The organism is Bacillus sp. FSL R9-9834 (assembly GCF_038006905.1).
GTDB classification, from domain to species: Bacteria; Bacillota; Bacilli; order Bacillales; family Bacillaceae_G; genus Bacillus_A; species Bacillus_A pacificus.
This window is the reverse complement of the sequence record NZ_JBBOWD010000001.1, coordinates 2364691-2382456: the sequence shown is the minus strand read 5'-3', so window position 1 is coordinate 2382456 and position 17766 is coordinate 2364691. Positions and strand designations below refer to the sequence as shown.

19 protein-coding genes and 2 pseudogenes are annotated in these 17766 nt (G+C 33.1%); 6 read left to right on the top strand and 15 right to left on the bottom strand.

The window, feature by feature from the left end:
* Nucleotides 1-77 precede the first annotated feature (77 nt).
* Nucleotides 78-338, top strand: coding sequence for a hypothetical protein (locus tag MKY00_RS12300; RefSeq protein WP_016717490.1), 261 nt, complete (start codon nt 78-80; stop codon nt 336-338).
* A gap of 337 nt (nt 339-675) precedes the next feature.
* On the opposite strand, the gene MKY00_RS12295 is transcribed toward MKY00_RS12300, so the two are convergent.
* The 7 genes and pseudogenes from MKY00_RS12295 to MKY00_RS12265 form a co-directional block, all read right to left on the bottom strand.
* Nucleotides 676-1749: an RNA-guided endonuclease TnpB family protein gene (locus MKY00_RS12295; protein WP_016717489.1), complete on the bottom strand. Its 1074-nt coding sequence runs from the start codon at nt 1747-1749 to the stop codon at nt 676-678.
* Between the two features lie 402 nt (nt 1750-2151).
* Entirely contained in the window at nt 2152-3948 is a 1797-nt protein-coding gene (locus tag MKY00_RS12290) for an ABC transporter ATP-binding protein (RefSeq protein WP_016717487.1), read from the bottom strand.
* Nucleotides 3941-5695, bottom strand: a complete 1755-nt coding sequence (locus MKY00_RS12285) for an ABC transporter ATP-binding protein (protein WP_016717486.1) — start codon at nt 5693-5695, stop codon at nt 3941-3943. The genes MKY00_RS12290 and MKY00_RS12285 overlap by 8 nt, the downstream gene beginning before the upstream one ends.
* Nucleotides 5696-5916: 221 nt before the next feature.
* The gene (locus MKY00_RS12280) at nt 5917-6513 is read right to left on the bottom strand and encodes a DUF1349 domain-containing protein (RefSeq protein ID WP_000703152.1); all 597 of its coding nucleotides are present in this window, start codon (nt 6511-6513) and stop codon (nt 5917-5919) included.
* 33 nt (nt 6514-6546) lie between these two features.
* Nucleotides 6547-7431 (bottom strand): GNAT family N-acetyltransferase, encoded by an 885-nt coding sequence (locus MKY00_RS12275; RefSeq protein ID WP_016717485.1) that lies wholly within the window; start codon nt 7429-7431, stop codon nt 6547-6549.
* 261 nt (nt 7432-7692) lie between these two features.
* A pseudogene (locus tag MKY00_RS12270) lies at nt 7693-7767 on the bottom strand (MOSC domain-containing protein); the annotation flags it as partial.
* A 139-nt stretch (nt 7768-7906) separates the two neighbouring features.
* On the bottom strand, nt 7907-8950 hold the full coding sequence (locus MKY00_RS12265; RefSeq protein WP_016717484.1) for an aspartate-semialdehyde dehydrogenase: 1044 nt from the start codon (nt 8948-8950) through the stop codon (nt 7907-7909).
* Nucleotides 8951-9079: 129 nt separating this feature from the next.
* On the opposite strand from MKY00_RS12265, the gene MKY00_RS12260 reads away from it, so the two are divergent.
* A complete protein-coding gene (locus tag MKY00_RS12260; protein ID WP_016717483.1) occupies nt 9080-9952 on the top strand; it encodes a LysR family transcriptional regulator in 873 nt (290 codons plus the stop codon).
* A gap of 70 nt (nt 9953-10022) precedes the next feature.
* On the opposite strand, the pseudogene MKY00_RS12255 reads toward MKY00_RS12260, so the two are convergent.
* Nucleotides 10023-10145: pseudogene (locus MKY00_RS12255) on the bottom strand (MFS transporter); the annotation flags it as partial.
* Between the two features lie 69 nt (nt 10146-10214).
* Nucleotides 10215-10820, bottom strand: coding sequence for a PRK06770 family protein (locus MKY00_RS12250; protein ID WP_016717482.1), 606 nt, complete (start codon nt 10818-10820; stop codon nt 10215-10217).
* A gap of 210 nt (nt 10821-11030) precedes the next feature.
* Here MKY00_RS12250 and MKY00_RS12245 point away from each other — a divergent pair, with 210 nt between their 5' ends.
* Nucleotides 11031-11813: an arginase family protein gene (locus MKY00_RS12245; RefSeq protein WP_016717481.1), complete on the top strand. Its 783-nt coding sequence runs from the start codon at nt 11031-11033 to the stop codon at nt 11811-11813.
* A gap of 34 nt (nt 11814-11847) precedes the next feature.
* Here the strand turns inward: MKY00_RS12245 and MKY00_RS12240 are convergent, their stop codons facing one another.
* The 4 genes from MKY00_RS12240 to MKY00_RS30180 all read right to left on the bottom strand — a co-directional run bounded on the left by MKY00_RS12240 (nt 11848) and on the right by MKY00_RS30180 (nt 13918).
* Entirely contained in the window at nt 11848-12507 is a 660-nt protein-coding gene (locus tag MKY00_RS12240) for an AAA family ATPase (RefSeq protein WP_141114919.1), read from the bottom strand.
* A gap of 155 nt (nt 12508-12662) precedes the next feature.
* Nucleotides 12663-13418, bottom strand: a complete 756-nt coding sequence (locus MKY00_RS12235; protein ID WP_016717479.1) for a hypothetical protein — start codon at nt 13416-13418, stop codon at nt 12663-12665.
* Between the two features lie 273 nt (nt 13419-13691).
* A complete protein-coding gene (locus MKY00_RS30185) occupies nt 13692-13754 on the bottom strand; it encodes a hypothetical protein (RefSeq protein WP_350494781.1) in 63 nt (20 codons plus the stop codon).
* Nucleotides 13739-13918 carry a hypothetical protein gene (locus tag MKY00_RS30180; RefSeq protein ID WP_198318922.1) on the bottom strand — a complete coding sequence of 60 codons (180 nt, stop codon included), beginning with the start codon at nt 13916-13918 and terminating at the stop codon, nt 13739-13741. Before MKY00_RS30180 ends, MKY00_RS30185 begins: the two co-directional genes overlap by 16 nt.
* Nucleotides 13919-14390: 472 nt before the next feature.
* Between MKY00_RS30180 and cspD the strand changes: the two genes are divergently transcribed.
* Together cspD and MKY00_RS12225 are read left to right on the top strand one after the other, a co-directional pair.
* Entirely contained in the window at nt 14391-14594 is a 204-nt protein-coding gene (gene cspD / locus MKY00_RS12230) for a cold-shock protein CspD (RefSeq protein WP_000176368.1), read from the top strand.
* Between the two features lie 86 nt (nt 14595-14680).
* Nucleotides 14681-14866, top strand: a complete 186-nt coding sequence (locus tag MKY00_RS12225; protein WP_000286198.1) for a cold-shock protein — start codon at nt 14681-14683, stop codon at nt 14864-14866.
* A 39-nt stretch (nt 14867-14905) separates the two neighbouring features.
* Here the strand turns inward: MKY00_RS12225 and MKY00_RS12220 are convergent, their stop codons facing one another.
* Nucleotides 14906-15457, bottom strand: coding sequence for a GNAT family N-acetyltransferase (locus tag MKY00_RS12220; protein WP_000885372.1), 552 nt, complete (start codon nt 15455-15457; stop codon nt 14906-14908).
* Between the two features lie 299 nt (nt 15458-15756).
* Here MKY00_RS12220 and MKY00_RS12215 point away from each other — a divergent pair, with 299 nt between their 5' ends.
* Nucleotides 15757-16305, top strand: coding sequence for a hypothetical protein (locus tag MKY00_RS12215; protein ID WP_016717478.1), 549 nt, complete (start codon nt 15757-15759; stop codon nt 16303-16305).
* A gap of 52 nt (nt 16306-16357) precedes the next feature.
* On the opposite strand, the gene MKY00_RS12210 is transcribed toward MKY00_RS12215, so the two are convergent.
* A complete protein-coding gene (locus MKY00_RS12210; RefSeq protein ID WP_016717477.1) occupies nt 16358-17758 on the bottom strand; it encodes a protoporphyrinogen oxidase in 1401 nt (466 codons plus the stop codon).
* Nucleotides 17759-17766 lie beyond the last annotated feature (8 nt).

The window sequence follows — 17766 nt, the reverse complement described above, 5'->3', positions numbered from 1 at the left end:
ATTCATTTTAAAATCTCTTTATAATAATGCAGAAAAATACGCTATAATATAAATTATTGTTCTTTAGGAGGGGTTTAATGGCTGATAAGTATAAATTTTTAATTCTTGTTATTACAGCATTTTTTTCTTTCTTTTCCTTAATAAAAGATTTCCGTAACACTTCAAAAAGTTTCTTTTGGGGAAGCTTTGCAATCCTAACAAGCTTTATATTATTATTAACACACGCTTTAGAGTTAACTCCAATACTTCTCCATTCAGCCCAGATGGCTCTTGAGATTATTACAATACCTCGTAAATTATTGTTCCCGTCTGGCACTGAAGTTGCTAGTCTTTGCTAGCAATTCGTGTATCTAAAAAAATTCAAGTCTATATTTCTAATTATCTTTGTCAACTACCCCCACTGAGATAAAGCCTTTCAGTGGGAGCTTGAGTTCGAACACTAGGTCTTTTCGTCTATCGCTAGACAGGTTGACGCTCTAGCATTCATGCTACCTTATGGTAACACCCCAAGTCTGTTTTTGGTTGGTACTGACAACGAACGATTGTTTCCCCACTTGCCCCCCCTTTCGAAAAAGAGCAGTTCTTCCTTTTGGAAGAAGAGCCACCACTCAGATGAATCTGGCGTGTGCTACAAGCCCCGACAAGTCGCGTACACATGGATGGTTGACACACCCACTAAGCTATGCGTGAGGCAATAGCCTTACGTTTTTGCACTTCTAATAGAATCGGCGTTTTCACTTTGAGATTGTCATCCAATTCTACAACTCCTGATTTTTTCAATGTATTCAGCGCACCATTCATATCAGCATGGATACATGTTCCTGCTTTACTTTGGTACAAACCACGAGTAATTCGTTTGCCGCTAAAGCGATACGCCGTCTTATCATCCTTAGACCAAACTGGAACCGGATCTTTATCAAGAAAACTAGCTTTTGAAGTATAGCTTTCTTCTTGTTTTAAAAAACGAATGCCTTCTTTTACACATTTATTCTCAATCGCTGCAATCAATTTCTGAAATGGGATTTGAACAAACTTTTGATTATTCTTTTTCCCCATATGAGAGTTTTGTTTCCAACCAGCGTTATACCCTACAATAATCGTATCTATATCGAATTCTTTCACTTTTTTGAACAACAGACCTACTGTTTGTGCAATGTAACCGTTTATTTGTCTTTCTCGTTTATGCCAAAGTGCGGCCATTTTATTCGTTACAATACGTTTTGAAATTCCATTGTCCATATTTTTCTGTTGGAGGTTACATATCATTTTGTTGAAGTATTGATTTATGGATTTTAGTTTTTTTCCATCAATTAAGAAAGTATCACCTGTATTGGTTACGCAACTTAACAATCTGTCTACACCTAAATCGCAACTCAAAGCGTTACTCGTAGTCGTGGATGGTTTCTTCATTTGTTCCAATACCTTAAAAAAGCTCTTCACTTCTGTAAATAAGGATCTACGAATCGCTTGAACAGAGTTTGATTGAATGCCCGAGTAGTTCATATCATTTTGCATGGCAGTGTCCACTTCTTTGACAGTAGCCATCCTGTTATGATTCAAGTAACTTTGTTTCATCGTGTACAAGCCAACATTTCGCAACGCTTTTGAACTATGCGACATACGTTGCAGTAAACGAAATTCTTTTGTAGTCAGACAAGCTCGTCCAATATTCTGTTTCTGCGTGAATCGTTGCATGTTTTCTCTTTTCTTTTGTTTCCGTAATACTTTCACTGCTTTCTTTCTAGCCATTGTTTTCACCACCTTTCTTAGAGAGTTCATTACTTTTGATAAATCAATATTGGGAACGAAATGAAACAACATACGAACATGTTCTTCATCGTAATTCCTTTTGACTCAAGCAGCCGAATGATAATGATAATCATAATTATTATTTAATTTCGTTGTCTTACAATCCATTCCCTCCTTATCTACGCAGATTATATCGTAAAACGAAAAAAACATTAGCGCTGGGAAAATTACTATGAGCGAAACAACAGAGTTCAGCCTACCTTCTGACGGCAATTCATCTCCACCTGAATTGTTGGGTTTCACCCGTAACACAAATCAGATGGAGTTTTCTTGCCGAAAAGGATAAATATAAAAATGCGGTTTCTCCTTTCTAGAGAAACCGCACCCTATCAAAAATTCTTATTAAATTTTAAACTGACTCGTATACAGATCAAAGTAAAATCCTCTATCTTCCATGAGAGATTCATGGTTCCCTTTTTCCAAAATACTTCCATCTTTTATAACAAGGATTTGATCTGCTTTTTCAATCGTTTTCAGTCGATGAGCGATTACGAAACTTGTTCGACCTCTCATTAAATTGTTTAGTCCTTCTTGTATTTGTAATTCTGTTCTCGTATCAATATTAGATGTTGCTTCGTCGAGAATTAATATATCTGCATCTGCTAAAATTGCCCGTGCAATCGCAAGAAGTTGTTTTTGTCCTTGACTTAAATTCGATCCTTCTGAAGCAATTTTCGTTTCATATTGATTCGGTAAATGTTTTATAAAAGAATGTGCAGATGCTGCCTTAGCTGCATTGATTACCTCTTCATCACTAGCATCTAATCGACCATAACGTATATTATCCATAATCGTCCCAGCAAATAAATACGTATCTTGTAAAACTACTCCTATTTTACTTCGCAACGAATTCATATCATATTCTTTTATGTTTTTTCCATCAATATGAATTTGCCCTTGCTGTATATCGTAAAAGCGCGTTAGCAAATTAATGATTGTTGTTTTGCCCGATCCAGTTGGACCTACTAAAGCAATTGTCTCCCCTGGCCGCGCTTTAAAACTCACTTCTTTTAAAATCGTTTTATTTTCCTCATACCCAAATGAAACATTCTCGAGTGCAACATGTCCTTGTAAATTTTGTACAACGAATGCATCTTTTTTATTTTTGATTTCCGGTACTTCATCCATAATTTCAAAGACACGTTCCCCACCAGCCACTGCCGCTTGAATCGTATTCATTAAAGTTGCGAATTGACTGAGTGGTCTTGAGAATTGACGAGAATAATTAATAAATGCTGCAATGACACCTACTGTTGTCATTCCATTTAAAACCATTACTGACCCAGTCCCAATTACAAGTCCCATACCTAAGTTGTTAATAAAGTTCATACTCGGAAAAATAAAAGCTGAAAATGTATCCGCCTTCGTTGCAGAAACTCTTAGCTGTTCATTAATTTTATTGAAATTTTGTACGGTTTCTTTTTCTTTCCCATATAACGTTGTAACATCCGCACCTGTTATAGCTTCCTCAATAAATCCATTTAACTCTCCTAAATCTTTTTGACGCTTTGCAAAGTTTTTACCACTATAAGCAACTAGTTTTTTTGTAACGAAAAACATAATAGGTACTGTAATTAAAGTAACAATCGCTAAAATCCAATCTAATGCGAACATCGCAATCGTCACACCTATAAAAGTTAGCGCTGATGAAATAATTTGTACAACACTTTGTGTCAACGCTTGATTCAAATTATCTATATCATTTGTTACACGACTCATTAAATCCCCTTGAGAACGTACATCAAAGAACCGTAAAGAAAGCGTTTGGATTTTCTCAAAAATATCTTGTCGTATTTTTTGTATCGTTTTTAATGCAACATTAACCATTACAAATGTTTGTAACCAAGTTAATAATACTGTTACACCATAAATCGCGATAAGTACCAAACACATTCTCGCCGTACCGCTTAAATCTTTCGGTACAATATATTGATCGATAATTACTCCCATTAAATACGGACCTAATAACCCAAGTAACGTCGTAACAAACACTAAGAATATAACGAACGTAAGGGCAGCCTTTTGGTAGCCCATATAGTTCCATACTCTCATCACAGTTCCTTTCGTATTTTTAGCCTTCCCCATCTTTGATGCGTTACGCCCACCTTTATTAGCAAATTGTCCTTGAAAATTACGCATGTTCTTTCCCACCTTTTTTATATAAATTACCACCTTGGGAAAGATAGATTTCTTTATATACCTCACATTGTTCTAACAGTTCTTCATGTGTACCATCACCAACTAATTCACCGTTATCTAAAACGAGAATTTTATCAGCATCTATTATAGATGAGATTTTAGAAGCGATTAATAAGGTTGTTGTTCCTTTATATTGTGTTCTTAATGCCGATTGAATGTTAGATTCTGATTTTGCATCCACTGCTGATGTAGAATCATCTAATATAAGAATAGATGGCTTTCTCACAAGCGCCCTTGCAATTGATACACGTTGTTTTTGGCCACCTGACAAATTCGTCGCACCTTGTGTTAAATGATATTGATATGAATCTTCCAGCTTGTTAATAAACTCAGTCGCACAAGCTGATGAAGCTGCTACTTCTAATTCGTCATTTGATGCATCTTCTTTACCATAACGTAAGTTCTCTTCTATGCTACCAGAAAACAACAATGCCTTTTGAGGTACAAAACCGATTGACGCACGAAGTTTTTGTAAATCATACGCCTTAACATTTATTCCATCAATGCATATTTCCCCTTGATCAACATCATATAAGCGTGGTAATAATTTTGCTAAAGTAGATTTACCACTCCCTGTAGAACCAATAATCCCGATTTTTTCACCTTTACTTATGCGAAATGAAATATCTTTTAAAACATATTCATTATTTTTCGTGTAACTATAACTAACATTTTTAAATTCAATTTGTCCCTCAATTTGCTTAGGTGCAAGCGCATTTTTTGGGGTCATAATATCAACGTCAGTATTTAAAACTTGCTGTACACGATCCGCTGACGGAAATGCTCGCGCGATTTGCATAAATACCATACTTATAGACATAAGTGACATTAAAATAATATTCAAATAGTTTATAAACGCTAATATAGCCCCTACTTGAAGGGTTCCATTAAATACTTTCTCTCCACCAACCCATAATGTTGCGACAATTCCGCCACTTACAACTAACATAATGATTGGCATCATTAAGGAAATAAGCTGCACCGCTCGAATATTTATCTTCGTTAAATTTGTATTAACATTTCCAAACTGATTAATTTCATATTTTTGTCTTACATACGCTTTAATCACACGTACTCCAGATAAATTTTCTTGTAACTTTGTATTCACTTTATCTAATGCTTCTTGCACTTTTCTGAACGTCCCGCTTGCTTTACTCGCAATGAATATAATTGCAAGTAATAAAATTGGAACGACTACGAGTAATATAGGAAATAACTCACGCGCTGTCATAAAAACAATTATTATACTTCCGATAAATAACAAAGGTCCACGAACAAGAACACGTAATGTCATCGTCATCGCCGATTGAATAGAAGTAATATCATTTGTAACAATTGTTAATAACTTTCCCGTTCCAAACGAATCACGATTTTCACTAGAAAATGTTTCTATTTTCGCAAACACATCTTTTCGTATGTCAGTAGCGAAATTAACAGCTGCTTTTGTAGAATACATCATACACCCAAGTCCTCCAACTAAACCGAGTGCTGCAGCTCCTATCATAAGAAGTCCCATTTTTATTACATAATTCATATCCCGATTTGCTATCCCAACATCAATAATATGTTGCATAATAGTCGGTTGAATTAAGTCCATCGCAACCTCAAGTACCATAAATAGTGGTCCAATAATAGCGAAGAACATGTATGGTTTTAAATACTGTAATAATTTGCGAAATGATTTCATACATAATCTCCTTTTTCTATGAAATTACCAATGAATAATTCATATCCCCCCTTATTTAAGTGATATAGTTTGTAATTTCTTTCTTACTTTTATTATATTATGTAAATTAATATTTAACATTATTAAATGATAAGCATTAATGACTTTTCGGTCAATAAATGTGCTTTGTATTATATAAAAATAAAAACCGCATTCTCAATGAAAAGAATACGGTTTTTCATCTATATTTTTTCAGTTGTGAAATCTAAAAACTCAGTCTCAAATCCATTATTTTTAGAAGGACTACACGTGTAAAAACCTATTTTAATAGGCTTATCCCCTATATCTTCCATCAAATGAGCGATTCTGATTTGTTCCCATTGGTGGATTTTCTTTACATATATTGTATAATCACCACGTTTACGAACAATTCGAAAACGAAGTTGCTCGTTAGCTAATTCTGTCGGAAAGTCTTGCGTGGACCAATCGGAATATCCATTATTCGTTACGACAGCTCCTAAATGAGATGGACCATCTGGAATATATTCTAATGAAGTTTTCAGCCAACACTTTTCCGAAACCATAACAAAAAGACCAGCTTGATCGAATTTTGAATTTGGATTCATACGCAATTGAACTTCAGCTTGAAAGTCTGTCATCGTCTCTGTATAAAATACATGACCATTCATTACTTCGAATCCATAATGTGTTTTAAGCCAAAAATCTGTTTCGGCTTTCGAGCGGACAATAAGCGCATGATTGTTATTAAGCTTATAATACTCAGGTACATTCATTATAGTAAGTTGCTCAATATGTTCTGGTATATGTGATATTTTCATAGTTCCTCCATAATAAAGCATCTATATGCACATTTAAAATTCTACTAATACTGGGAATTTATAACCTTTCAAATCCAACTCTCTATTACTTCGAACCATTAAATACTTACTTGATTGTAATTCTGTAAACTGTACATCCTCAACCCCTAATTGATCTGGAGAGAAGTAAAATTTGATTTCTGTAAATCTTTCAGCGATCTCCCCACATATTTCATCTAAAACTGGAATTACTGGTGCAAACACTCCATATAATTTCAACTTTTCATTATCTACTTCATACACAATTAGAGCATCTAGCTTCTCTGAATAATACAATTTTCCATTCCATTCCGAATCATACATATTCAAATAAAACGAAGGACGGAAGTTTAATGTTGAAAAATTATTTGAAAGTCTTTGGCTACTATCTATAGTTTCATGTATTAGCTTTCTATCCTCTTCCATATAATAATCTAGCTCTCTAAGTGAGAAATCATTATTATTCTTTTTATCATATCGAATAGTCATTAAATATTCCTGCACAACTTTAAAACCAAATGATACATATAATTCAGGTTTTTCCGTAAACAATAATGTACATTCACATGTCTTATCGATCTCTTCTATCATTTTACTCATTAATTGCGTCATGAGTCCTTGTCCACGAAAATTAGGGTGTGTCATTACCGATTGAATGCCCGCTGCATTTATTCTTTCACCATTTACTAGCAATGGTAGCGAGAATGCCGCAACATTTGCAACCGCTTTATCGTCATGTAAAAATGATAAAGCTTTGTATGTATCATCCCAATAACCTCTCTCTGAGAAATCATTCAATGTTTGAATTGTAATTCCAAACACTTCTTCAAATAAAGGAAATAACTGCTCTCTTTTCGGTTCTTCTAAAAGAAGTTTTTCAAAATTTTCAACATTCCCCATGTTGTCCCTCCATACGTTAATTCCATCCAATTAGATATAGTTGTAGAACCTGCCCTTAAAGTAATAGGTCTTACCAATCAATATACTATCATAAAATATAAAAAAAGAGTCTAATTAATTTTATGTTTTGACTATTCGAAAATAAGTCGAATAAAACAATATTAGGATTTTTGAATATTAATGAGTTTATTATAGAAAAATAGTGCTTTCTACTTCGTTTTTACTCATAGAAATACACCATTTATAAAAAAATATTTTTTATTATTTTTTCCCTTCAAGTCTTTCCTTCGTATTAATTTCTTCTCCACTTATACGCTTTTCAAAAGACTTTCTCCAACAACAGTCGAATTACTGCAAAACATTGTAAACCACTTACTACTGGCTTTCAAATCAAATGCGATTGGAATAAAGCGAACAGTTATAAAATAAAAACTAGGAAACTGTAATCTTTAACAGTTCCCTAGTTTCCTTAATACTAAATGATTCCCTCTTCCACCATCGTTTCTGCAATTTGAACCGAGTTCCACGCCGCACCTTTTAATAAATTATCGGAAACGATCCAAAGATGGAATCCGTTTGGTGTATCAGGATCTTTTCTAATCCTACCGACAAATGTATCTATTTTTCCTTCTGCATATAATGGCATTGGATACAGCTGTTCACTAGGGTTATCTTGCAAAATAACACCTGGTGCATCAAGCAGTACTTCTTTAATTTCTGCAACAGTTACTTCTTTTTCAAGTTCTATATAAACCGCTTCTGAATGACCTGATACAACCGGAACGCGCACACAAGTAGCTGCCATTTTCAAGTTGGGGTCTTCTAAAATCTTCTTTGTTTCTTGAATCATCTTTACTTCTTCAAAGGTGAAATCATTATCCGTAAATATATCTACTTGAGGAAGTACATTAAATGCAATTGGATAATGTTTTTTATCTTTTTTCGCTGGTAATATGGTACTCTCCACTTCTTCACCTGCAAGTATTGACCTAGCCTGTTCTTTTAATTCTTGAATCGCATGAATACCAGAACCCGATACAGCTTGATAAGTTGAAACGATAATTCGTTCTAATCCGAATACTTTTCGTATTGGCTGAAGAGCTGTTACCATCTGTAATGCTGAACAATTCGGAACTGCTATTATACCTTTATGTTCCTTTAAAGTGTGCGCATTTACTTCCGGAACAACAAGCGGTACATCAGGTGCCATTCGGTATTCACTAGTGTTGTCAATTACGATTGCACCGCTAGAGACAGCTTGATTTACAAATTGTCTAGAAACTTCTCCTCCAGCGCTAAAAAAGGCAATATCTACCCCTTCAAAGCTATTTATTTTTGCTTCTTGTATAATGATCTCTCGCCCTTTAAATTGTACTGTCTTACCAGCCGATCTTTTTGACGAAAGTAACGTAACTTCAGCTATATTAAACTTTGTTTCTTTTTCTAACAGTTCAATAATTTTCTGACCTACTGCACCCGTAGCCCCAACAACAGCTACATGATAGCCCTTTTCACTCATCTTTTCTCCTCCAATGTTAAATGAATAAATATTTCTACAATTTCATTTTATAAGGAATTTAATCATTTGGAAAATTGAAATACGTGATATAATCATTCACAAATCATGATAATAAAAGAGGGATTTTTTATGGAAATGAGACATGTTAAAACTTTTTGTGCCATCGTTAAGTATGGTAGCTTTTCTAAAGCTGCTCACGCGTTAGGTTATGCGCAATCTACTGTAACAGCGCATATGAAAGCATTAGAAAACGATTTACACCTCCCTCTTTTTGATCGATTAGGGAAAAAAATACTTCTTACAAAAGCAGGTCATCAATTTCATCCTTATGCTTTAGAATTACTTGCAATTTATGAAAAAGCGCAAGAAATCCCTCAAAATACCGATCAATTAGAAGGTACATTAAGTATTACATCAAACGAATCATTAGCAGTGTACCGTTTACCACAATTATTACGTACTTACAAACAGAAAAATCCGAAAGTAAATATCGTACTTGAAACAAATACAAATGAACAAGCATTACAAAAATTACGTGAAGGAGAAACAGACATTGTCTTCATAATTGGAGAATGTATAGAACATAATGATTTTATTACGCGTACATTTAGTAATGAAACATTTGGATGGATTTTACCACCTCATTATTCTACACAATCTAATCCGTTTTGTTTATTAAAGGATACTCAGTTTATTTTTACTGAACAAAGCTGCGGTTATAGACCAATGGTAGATCGTTTTTTACGTCAAAGCGGGAATATTCCAGCTAAAACATTTGAAACTTCCAACGTTGAAGTTATTAAACAATCCGTTATGTGTGAGTTAGGAATTTCAATTCTTCCTTACATCGTTGTACAAGAAAGTTGTCAAAAAGAGCAACTCTGTTTTCAGCCTATCGAAACGTCAACTGTTATTCAAAGTCATATAATCTATCATAAATCTAGATGGATTTCCCCTGTAGTACAGTCGTTTCTTTCACTCTTAAAAGTGATGAAAGTATAAAAAGAATATGAAAGAAAACATGAATTGAAATCCTTTGAAGAATATCAATCCACGTTTTCTTTCATACTACTTATATAGTCACCTTCTTTTTATTAGATAATGCTTTTCCTTTAACTAGAACAAATATAATTGGAAGGACGAGTAAACTAGCAATTGCACACATTATTCCTAAAGAAGAAAACGGAAAGCCATTTATTTCTTGTGTCAACAAAAACACCTTTGTATGTATAACAACAAAGGTGTTTCAAAATCAACATACTTCTTATTTATTAGTCTGTTCTCCACCTGCAATTAATTTACTACCTGAATATGTACCTTTTTGCATAAACACTTGATTAATTAACTCTTTTTGTTCCGCTTCTGACATTACTCCTTTTCCTTCTCCTAAATTCCCGCTTTGTAATTTCCAAATCTTATTATGATCCTCATCCATCTTTTCATATTTTCCTTGTTTCCATCTCTCTAAAATGTCTGCATATGTAGTTCCTTGTACTAGATCATTACTTTTTACAATATCAAGCAAACTTTCAATTCGTTCTTGTGTAATAAAAATATAACCCCATTTTTGATCAGCCTTCGTTTTTTGATGTGCCATTTCATGTAACGCTGTCTGTATGTTCTCATCTGTCCATTTAAAATTTTTATTAAAACCGCTATTCGGTAATGAATGATTGCCATTTTCTAAAAGCTTTGCATCTTCAGCTTTTACATTACTATCAGCCAGCACTTCTGCTGCTGGAGCAGCTGGTGATGCCTTTTTCGCAGCTGGTTTACTATTATTCAAATAATACAGCATACCATATGTTAAACCTACTCCGATTACCGCCATGCCAGCTATAATTCCAATTATTTTAAAGAATGTTTTCATCTTGCTTGTTTCCTCCCGCATATCTCATTTCATATTTTCTATTCCCTAAACCACATATGTATTTCCTTATATTATATTTCTTTCTTTTACAAATTGAAAGATTATTCTGTCAAAAAAACCATCTTTTTCAAATGCAACTTCACCTCTAAGCATTTCATTTTAATTTTATAAAAATATGTGCTAGCCTACCTATAAAGGAGATGAATAAATATGAGTTTATTGCATAACGGTTTAACTTTTTTAAACTTTGATGATACGTATTTATTACAAAATAAACTACATTCTTATTCACATGAAGATATTGATTTTACTCATTTAACACACACAAATCTATATTGCGAAAACACTTCTTTAATGCAAATAAAAAGAGCATTAAATCGTAGAAAAAATAAGGGGATTACTTTTATAGGTTCTGGGAATTATCATTATGTATCTTATTTACTATTAGAAGAAATGGACAAGCCTTTTACCCTTATACTATTTGATCATCATACTGATATGAACTTACAGGGAGCGAATGAACAGACTCTTATTTCCTGTGGATCTTGGGTATCATTTTCTCTTCGAAATAATGATAATTTAAAGAAGGTAATCATTATTGGGCCTTCTTCTCTTACAATTCATTCTAATGATTGTCCATACGTAGAAATTTTTCCAATTGATATATCACATGAAGTATCCATACATACAATACTTTCACATATTCATACAGAAACAATATATGTAAGCATTGATAAAGATGTGTTAGATCCAAAAGTTACTATTACCAATTGGGATCAAGGGCACATGAAATTATCTAGACTTTTACAATTTATTCATTCTCTAATTATGAATAAATCTATCTATGGTATTGATATTTGCGGTGAACTCCCAGTTTATCCTTCTCAACTTTTCTTACCTAAATATAAAAATGCTATCCATAAAAATGAACAAGCAAACTTACAAATTTTAAAAACAATTTATGAAACGAACTTACATATTCAATATGCATAAAAAGAACGAGTACCTTATAAGGTACTCGTTCTTTTTATGCGCGATTTTCTTTTAACCACTTCGTAATCGCATCTAATCTCGAAACATCAAAACGACTCTCTTCACACACATGTAAACTGTTTAAGTTATTTACAATTTCTAGTTCATTCGTTTTCACACTTTTCGCTTCAATTATTTTACAATACCCGTCTGTAACGTTATTTAAATTTTCATAATAACGTTGAAACGATTTTGATATATATAAATGTTTTTCAAAGTTTCTTCTTCTTTTAGTCTCGTCAGATTCTTTCCGTTTTCTAAGTTCTTCATCATTTGTATATAAATAAAAATATTGATCTGGAAAACCAATTTCCCTATTAACCAGCTTATCTTTATAAAAGTTTTCTATTAAAGATAATGGCTGATCAAATATTTCAAAATGGAAACACCAATTATAGCTAAGTGGCTGATAAATGTCTCCATCAAGTATTATTAATTTATATTGCTCTGACTTCTGCACTGCTATTTTCCAGCGCTCTACTTGCTTTTCAAAATACCATGTTCTATGTTCATTTTTTGGTCTTTCAAATAATAAATTCACTTCAGGTATAATATAAGCACCGTAATTCTTTTCTAACTCACGACACGTTGTGCTCTTACCAACCGCACTCGCTCCCTCAAACGCTATAATCCCCATAGTTTCTCCCTCTTTCATTAACTTAGATTTCGTTGTTTCGCTTTTCTCCCCCATAAATTTCTTTTTGATGCGAAAAATAAGCCCTCTGATTCAAATTCAGGAGACTCTTCCCATTTACTATATGGATTCTAATTTTGTAACATTTCTAGATTTTGGAGTTACCTCCTCACTTATTAGCCAAAAATTTCTCCTAGCGAACATTTAGAAATTTCAATCGCATTTCCTGAACCTACTAATCTAACAATGAGATGCGCAGGTTTCTCATCATTATCTAGGTCAAAACTTATATCATATCCCGATTCCTTGAATTGATTTCCATCAAGCTTTAGCCCTTGATTGCTTAACATTTGAGCAATATCATCATTCACTATATAGCCCCAGAAATTTAAATTTGAAGTTTTCTGCATTAATAAATGCGGAACCATTGAAGGATACCAAGATTCAATATATAGACCTCTATTTGCTTTGAAAGAATCATACATTTTAACAAATAATGGATTTACTCCACTTTTATTTGAGAAGCGCACTCCACTCAAATCAAACAATTGACTCCCAATTTCATCCTTATGTTTGTCAATATAATTTTCTAAGTCCTGATTCTTTTTCGTCTTCCCCCCTTGAGTAAAGAGTTGCTGCCATCCCTTCTCATTGCCTGAATAACCTACACACTCTTTATAATTATCATTGAAGTCAAAACCATCCTTGGTAGAAGTATGTTTGGCGTACATAGCACGAGTAGCATTTGACCTAGAGTTATTATTCACACCGTTTGTGATGCTGACAACGCTTCCACAAAATTCACAACAGGCGTATTTGCTGCCGTTCTGAAAGTAAGGAAATTCTTTGCTTGTTACATTTTCAAACTCAGTTACTGAATGAGGCTTGTCGCCGTTGATTTTTGATTCGCCAATTAAATAAAAATTTTTCATGACCTGATTTTCCTCCGCTATTATTGATAGCTTAATTATCTCATAGTATTCGATTTACTCAAAATGTTATTTTACAATTTTTGATAAATAAAAAAATCCCTCCACCTAGTAAAAGGTAAAGAGATTTTAGATAACCCTAGGTACATAGGAACGCTCACTGCTTGGCAGCTTACCTCATTTTGAGACCCAGTATTCTCCTTCACAAGTTAACTTATTATTTATATAATAACCTAAATTCCCCAAAAAAACCGATGCTACACATTTTTCGATGAATTATTTTTTATTTTCTAAGCTTTCCACAAAATCATCAGGGTTTTTCTTTATTTCCGACACAATGAATTCAATAAATGATTCTGAATATACAAATTGTGGATTATCCCTATTTTATGCTCATAAGAATATTTTATGTCTGATTTAATATTATAAAAATCTATAACCAGTCTTAAAACATAAGTGTTGAAGTCTTTGGGATAACCTAACTTGATTGATTGCTTTTCCAATCTTTTTTGACAGCTTTTATCACATTGTTATAACTGTATTTGTTTTTCTTCTTCCTTCTTTGGCTGCTTCAATTATTTTAAATTGATTAGACTGCAATATTCTCGCCTCCTTAACAAATACATCAACACTATTCTTATACTATATATCGATTTACTAATACAAATTCCTAATAAAAATGTTCTTAGTTTAGCATAAACCAAAATTAGGAATAATATATAAATAAAAGAGATGTTTTTGTGTCTTTTACCATCCTATTTCACACTGGTATTACCAGCACTTGCTATTTCCCACCATTTGTTGTAAGATAGTAATTAAGGTCAATTTAACAGTATATTTTCTTTGCATATTATCAAGTATCAATGAGGAACATTTTATATTCCTTATGGGTTTTTGATAATATGTGAAATTTTATTTTTCATTCAAATAAGGCCGAACATATTGTAATCTTTTTAATTTTTAGGAGGCATTACCATGACATTAACAGGTAAAGTAAAATGGTTTAACAGCGAAAAAGGTTTCGGTTTCATCGAAGTTGAAGGTGGCAACGACGTATTCGTTCACTTCTCAGCTATCACTGGCGACGGCTTCAAATCTCTTGACGAAGGTCAAGAAGTTAGCTTCGAAGTTGAAGACGGTAACCGTGGACCTCAAGCTAAAAACGTTGTAAAGCTATAATTCAAACAATAAAAAGGTTGTTACCAGCACGGTTAACAACCTTTTTAATATATAACTAAAATTTTTTACATAAAAGGAGTGGTTACATGTATCGCAATCGAAAGAACGATGTAGCAGAAGTACCACCAGAACAAACCCCTGTCTGGGAATGTGAAGCAGAGGATTGTTTAGGATGGATGAGAAAGAACTTTTCATTTGAAGAAGAGCCTAAATGCCCTTTATGTAAAAGTAGCATGAAAAGCGGAGAACGTTTATTACCTAAGTTAGGTTAATTTTTAGCTTAACCCCTCTTATTTAAGAGGGGTTTTTTATTATAAATTTATAACTTCAACATCCGTTCGAACTATAGAATACAATAGTGCATCATGTTGCTTATTTCCTTGATGAATATATCCACGTAATAACCCTTCTTTATGAAAGCCTATTTTAGATAACATTTTACAAGAAGTAACATTTTCAGGGTATGTAATAGCACCAATTCTAAATAAGCCTAAATCTTGAAATCCATAATGAATAATTTCCCTGGCTGCTTCTGACGCATAACCATTCCCCCAGTAACGAGGATGTAAATCATATCCAATTTCAGATCGTTTACTCCATAATTGTAAATTATTTAATCCAATTGTACCTATTAAAGCATTTGTTTCTTTTAATACAATCCCCCATCGTATTGCCTTTTTCTCAAAATAATTTTTTGAAAAAGATTCAATCATACGTGAAGCTTGTCCAAACTCCGTAAAAGAATTCATACCGTAAAAACACGTTACCTCATCCAATGAAAAGATTTCAAATATTTTTTGACAATAAGATTGTTCTATTTCAACTAAACGCAAACGTTCTGTTTCTAATATAGGAAATGCCATAGGATCACTCCTTTCTTTCTACTTATTCATTATAGCAGAAAACATATTTATAATTAGGAAAGTCCTCAATGTCTCATTAATCAAATATTTCAAGAGTAGCCTACCCTCTTAATTCAATACGAACTAAGAGTAACCCTTCTTGCTTTCACATGATGAGAAAAAATAAAGAGATGATCATAGTACACTGACCATCTCTTTATTCCATACTCACTTTTCCCTTCTAAAACAACACCCTACCCCATACATTTATGGTAAAATATAGTTGATACATTATTTTATTGTGGAGGTGTAAATTTCCTTTGTATATATTCATCAGCTTATCCCTCTTACTCATATTACTCATATTTTTATTTGCGAAAAAGGTCGCCCCAAACTCATTCATGATGACTAGTTTTAAAGGCAATAGCTTTAAGACATTTTCAATCAGCATTTTAATCGCCGCTACTCTTTCTCTTTCATATGGAATCTATCACGCAGCAACATATCAACCTAAACATTTAGACATCACATTACAAAATCAAAACTTTACGGTTTTCGGTAACATTGGAGAGCTTGGATATTTCTCAGAAGAATTACTAAAAAAAGATACAGAAGTTAAGCTACATTTTGCCTCTTGGAAACCAATGCAATTAAATAATCCAGAAATAATAGTAAGCTATCCTTCCGGTAAACAGGAAACATGGAAACCGAACATAACATTACTTCCTGTCCATAAATTAAAAGAGAAACATGGTATAAAAGAGCTTTATCAACTCTCATCATATTCATTTAAAGAATCCGGTAACATAACATTAACGATTACTGAAAATCATACAACGAATAAAAAGATCTCAATTCAAGTAAAATAAATAAAATGTCCCTCCAATATAACGGAGGGACATTTTATTTATATATGCTATATTAATTTGCCGGTTCATTTAATGTTGCAATGATTTCATCCGCAGTGTTCTTTCCATTTCCAATACACGCACCAATTCCGACACCGTAATATGAGGCACCCGCTAAGTATACATTAGGATATAGATCCGTCATTTTTTCTTGTAATGTTTGAACTGCTTGATTATGTTCTAAATGATATTTCGGCATTAAATCTTTCCAATTTGTCACTTCAACTACTTCTGGTTCACCTTTAATTCCGAGACTCTTTTCAATATCATATAAAGCGACTCGTACTAATTCTTCTTCATTATAATTTTTAATCGTTTCATATACCGGATTCGTACTCTTATAAAACATTCTCACTAATAGCTTTTGGTTTCCAGATGTATGTTTCCACTTCCGGCTTGTCCATGTACAAGCATCACAATGTAAATCACTGTTTTCTGTTACGATAAATCCTGTGCCGTCCGCTGGTAATTGTTCATCTAGTATGTCAAATCCTAAGTAAATACTTATAAGTGATGAATTTTTAAATGTATGAAACTGCTCGTTTAACTCATTAGACTGTAATAAACTTTCTGCGATATCATGCGGAGTTGCTAAAACAACATAATCAGCTTGGATTGATTCGTGATTTGCAAAGGAGACTTCATAGCGATTACCTTGTTTGCTTACAGCGGTCGTTACAGCCCCCTTCTTAATAACAGTCTCAGTCAGCACTTTTTCTAAACGATCAATAATCGTAGATAATCCACCTTTAAATGATACGAACTTTTTATTTCCTGCTGATTGAAACTGTTTTTTATTCTCTTCAAAACCTTTAATAATACTTCCATATTTATTTTTATAATCCAGTAAATACGGTAGTGTAGACGCCATAGTAAGCTCATTCAATTTACCAGAATATACACCTGAAAGCACCGGAGCAATTTGTCTTTCTACTAACTCTTTCCCTAAAAAGCTTTCTAAAAATACAGCAAGAGAAGTATCTTTTGTAAACTCTTTATTTTTCGTTATGAAATCTTTTAAAGCAACAATTTTTCCTTTCGTTGATACTAGCGTACTGCTAAACAACGACTGGACACTCATCGGTATCCCAAATATAGTATCAGAAGGAATTGGATGTAAAGTATTATCAGAATATATGTAAGAAATACCCGTTTCGTTATACACCATTTCTTCTTCTAAATTTAAATCCTTTATAAGCGGCATGACATGTTCATTACGAGCAACGATAGAATCTGCTCCGGATTCCATAATAAAATCCTTTTCTTCTACACTATGGATTTTCCCACCTAAGTACTCTTCTTTTTCTACAAGGATTAAATTTAAATCTATATTATAATCCTTTGTTAATTTTTCTAAATAAAACATAGTAGAAAGTCCCGTTATACCTCCACCGATGACAACAACTGTTTTCATATGTATTG

What these genes read in the sequence shown, in the direction of transcription:
- MKY00_RS12290 (WP_016717487.1), bottom strand. Translation starts at nt 3,948, where the DNA reads ATGCGTAATTTTCAAGGACAATTTGCTAATAAAGGTGGGCGTAACGCA.
- cspD (WP_000176368.1), top strand. Translation starts at nt 14,391, where the DNA reads ATGACATTAACAGGTAAAGTAAAATGGTTTAACAGCGAAAAAGGTTTC.
- MKY00_RS12260 (WP_016717483.1), top strand. Translation starts at nt 9,080, where the DNA reads ATGGAAATGAGACATGTTAAAACTTTTTGTGCCATCGTTAAGTATGGT.
- MKY00_RS12235 (WP_016717479.1), bottom strand. Translation starts at nt 13,418, where the DNA reads ATGAAAAATTTTTATTTAATTGGCGAATCAAAAATCAACGGCGACAAG.
- MKY00_RS12210 (WP_016717477.1), bottom strand. Translation starts at nt 17,758, where the DNA reads ATGAAAACAGTTGTTGTCATCGGTGGAGGTATAACGGGACTTTCTACT.
- MKY00_RS12280 (WP_000703152.1), bottom strand. Translation starts at nt 6,513, where the DNA reads ATGAAAATATCACATATACCAGAACATATTGAGCAACTTACTATAATG.
- MKY00_RS12220 (WP_000885372.1), bottom strand. Translation starts at nt 15,457, where the DNA reads ATGGCATTTCCTATATTAGAAACAGAACGTTTGCGTTTAGTTGAAATA.
- MKY00_RS12250 (WP_016717482.1), bottom strand. Translation starts at nt 10,820, where the DNA reads ATGAAAACATTCTTTAAAATAATTGGAATTATAGCTGGCATGGCGGTA.
- MKY00_RS12240 (WP_141114919.1), bottom strand. Translation starts at nt 12,507, where the DNA reads ATGAAAGAGGGAGAAACTATGGGGATTATAGCGTTTGAGGGAGCGAGT.
- MKY00_RS12275 (WP_016717485.1), bottom strand. Translation starts at nt 7,431, where the DNA reads ATGGGGAATGTTGAAAATTTTGAAAAACTTCTTTTAGAAGAACCGAAA.
- MKY00_RS12295 (WP_016717489.1), bottom strand. Translation starts at nt 1,749, where the DNA reads ATGGCTAGAAAGAAAGCAGTGAAAGTATTACGGAAACAAAAGAAAAGA.
- MKY00_RS12225 (WP_000286198.1), top strand. Translation starts at nt 14,681, where the DNA reads ATGTATCGCAATCGAAAGAACGATGTAGCAGAAGTACCACCAGAACAA.
- MKY00_RS12245 (WP_016717481.1), top strand. Translation starts at nt 11,031, where the DNA reads ATGAGTTTATTGCATAACGGTTTAACTTTTTTAAACTTTGATGATACG.
- MKY00_RS12285 (WP_016717486.1), bottom strand. Translation starts at nt 5,695, where the DNA reads ATGAAATCATTTCGCAAATTATTACAGTATTTAAAACCATACATGTTC.
- MKY00_RS12265 (WP_016717484.1), bottom strand. Translation starts at nt 8,950, where the DNA reads ATGAGTGAAAAGGGCTATCATGTAGCTGTTGTTGGGGCTACGGGTGCA.
- MKY00_RS12300 (WP_016717490.1), top strand. Translation starts at nt 78, where the DNA reads ATGGCTGATAAGTATAAATTTTTAATTCTTGTTATTACAGCATTTTTT.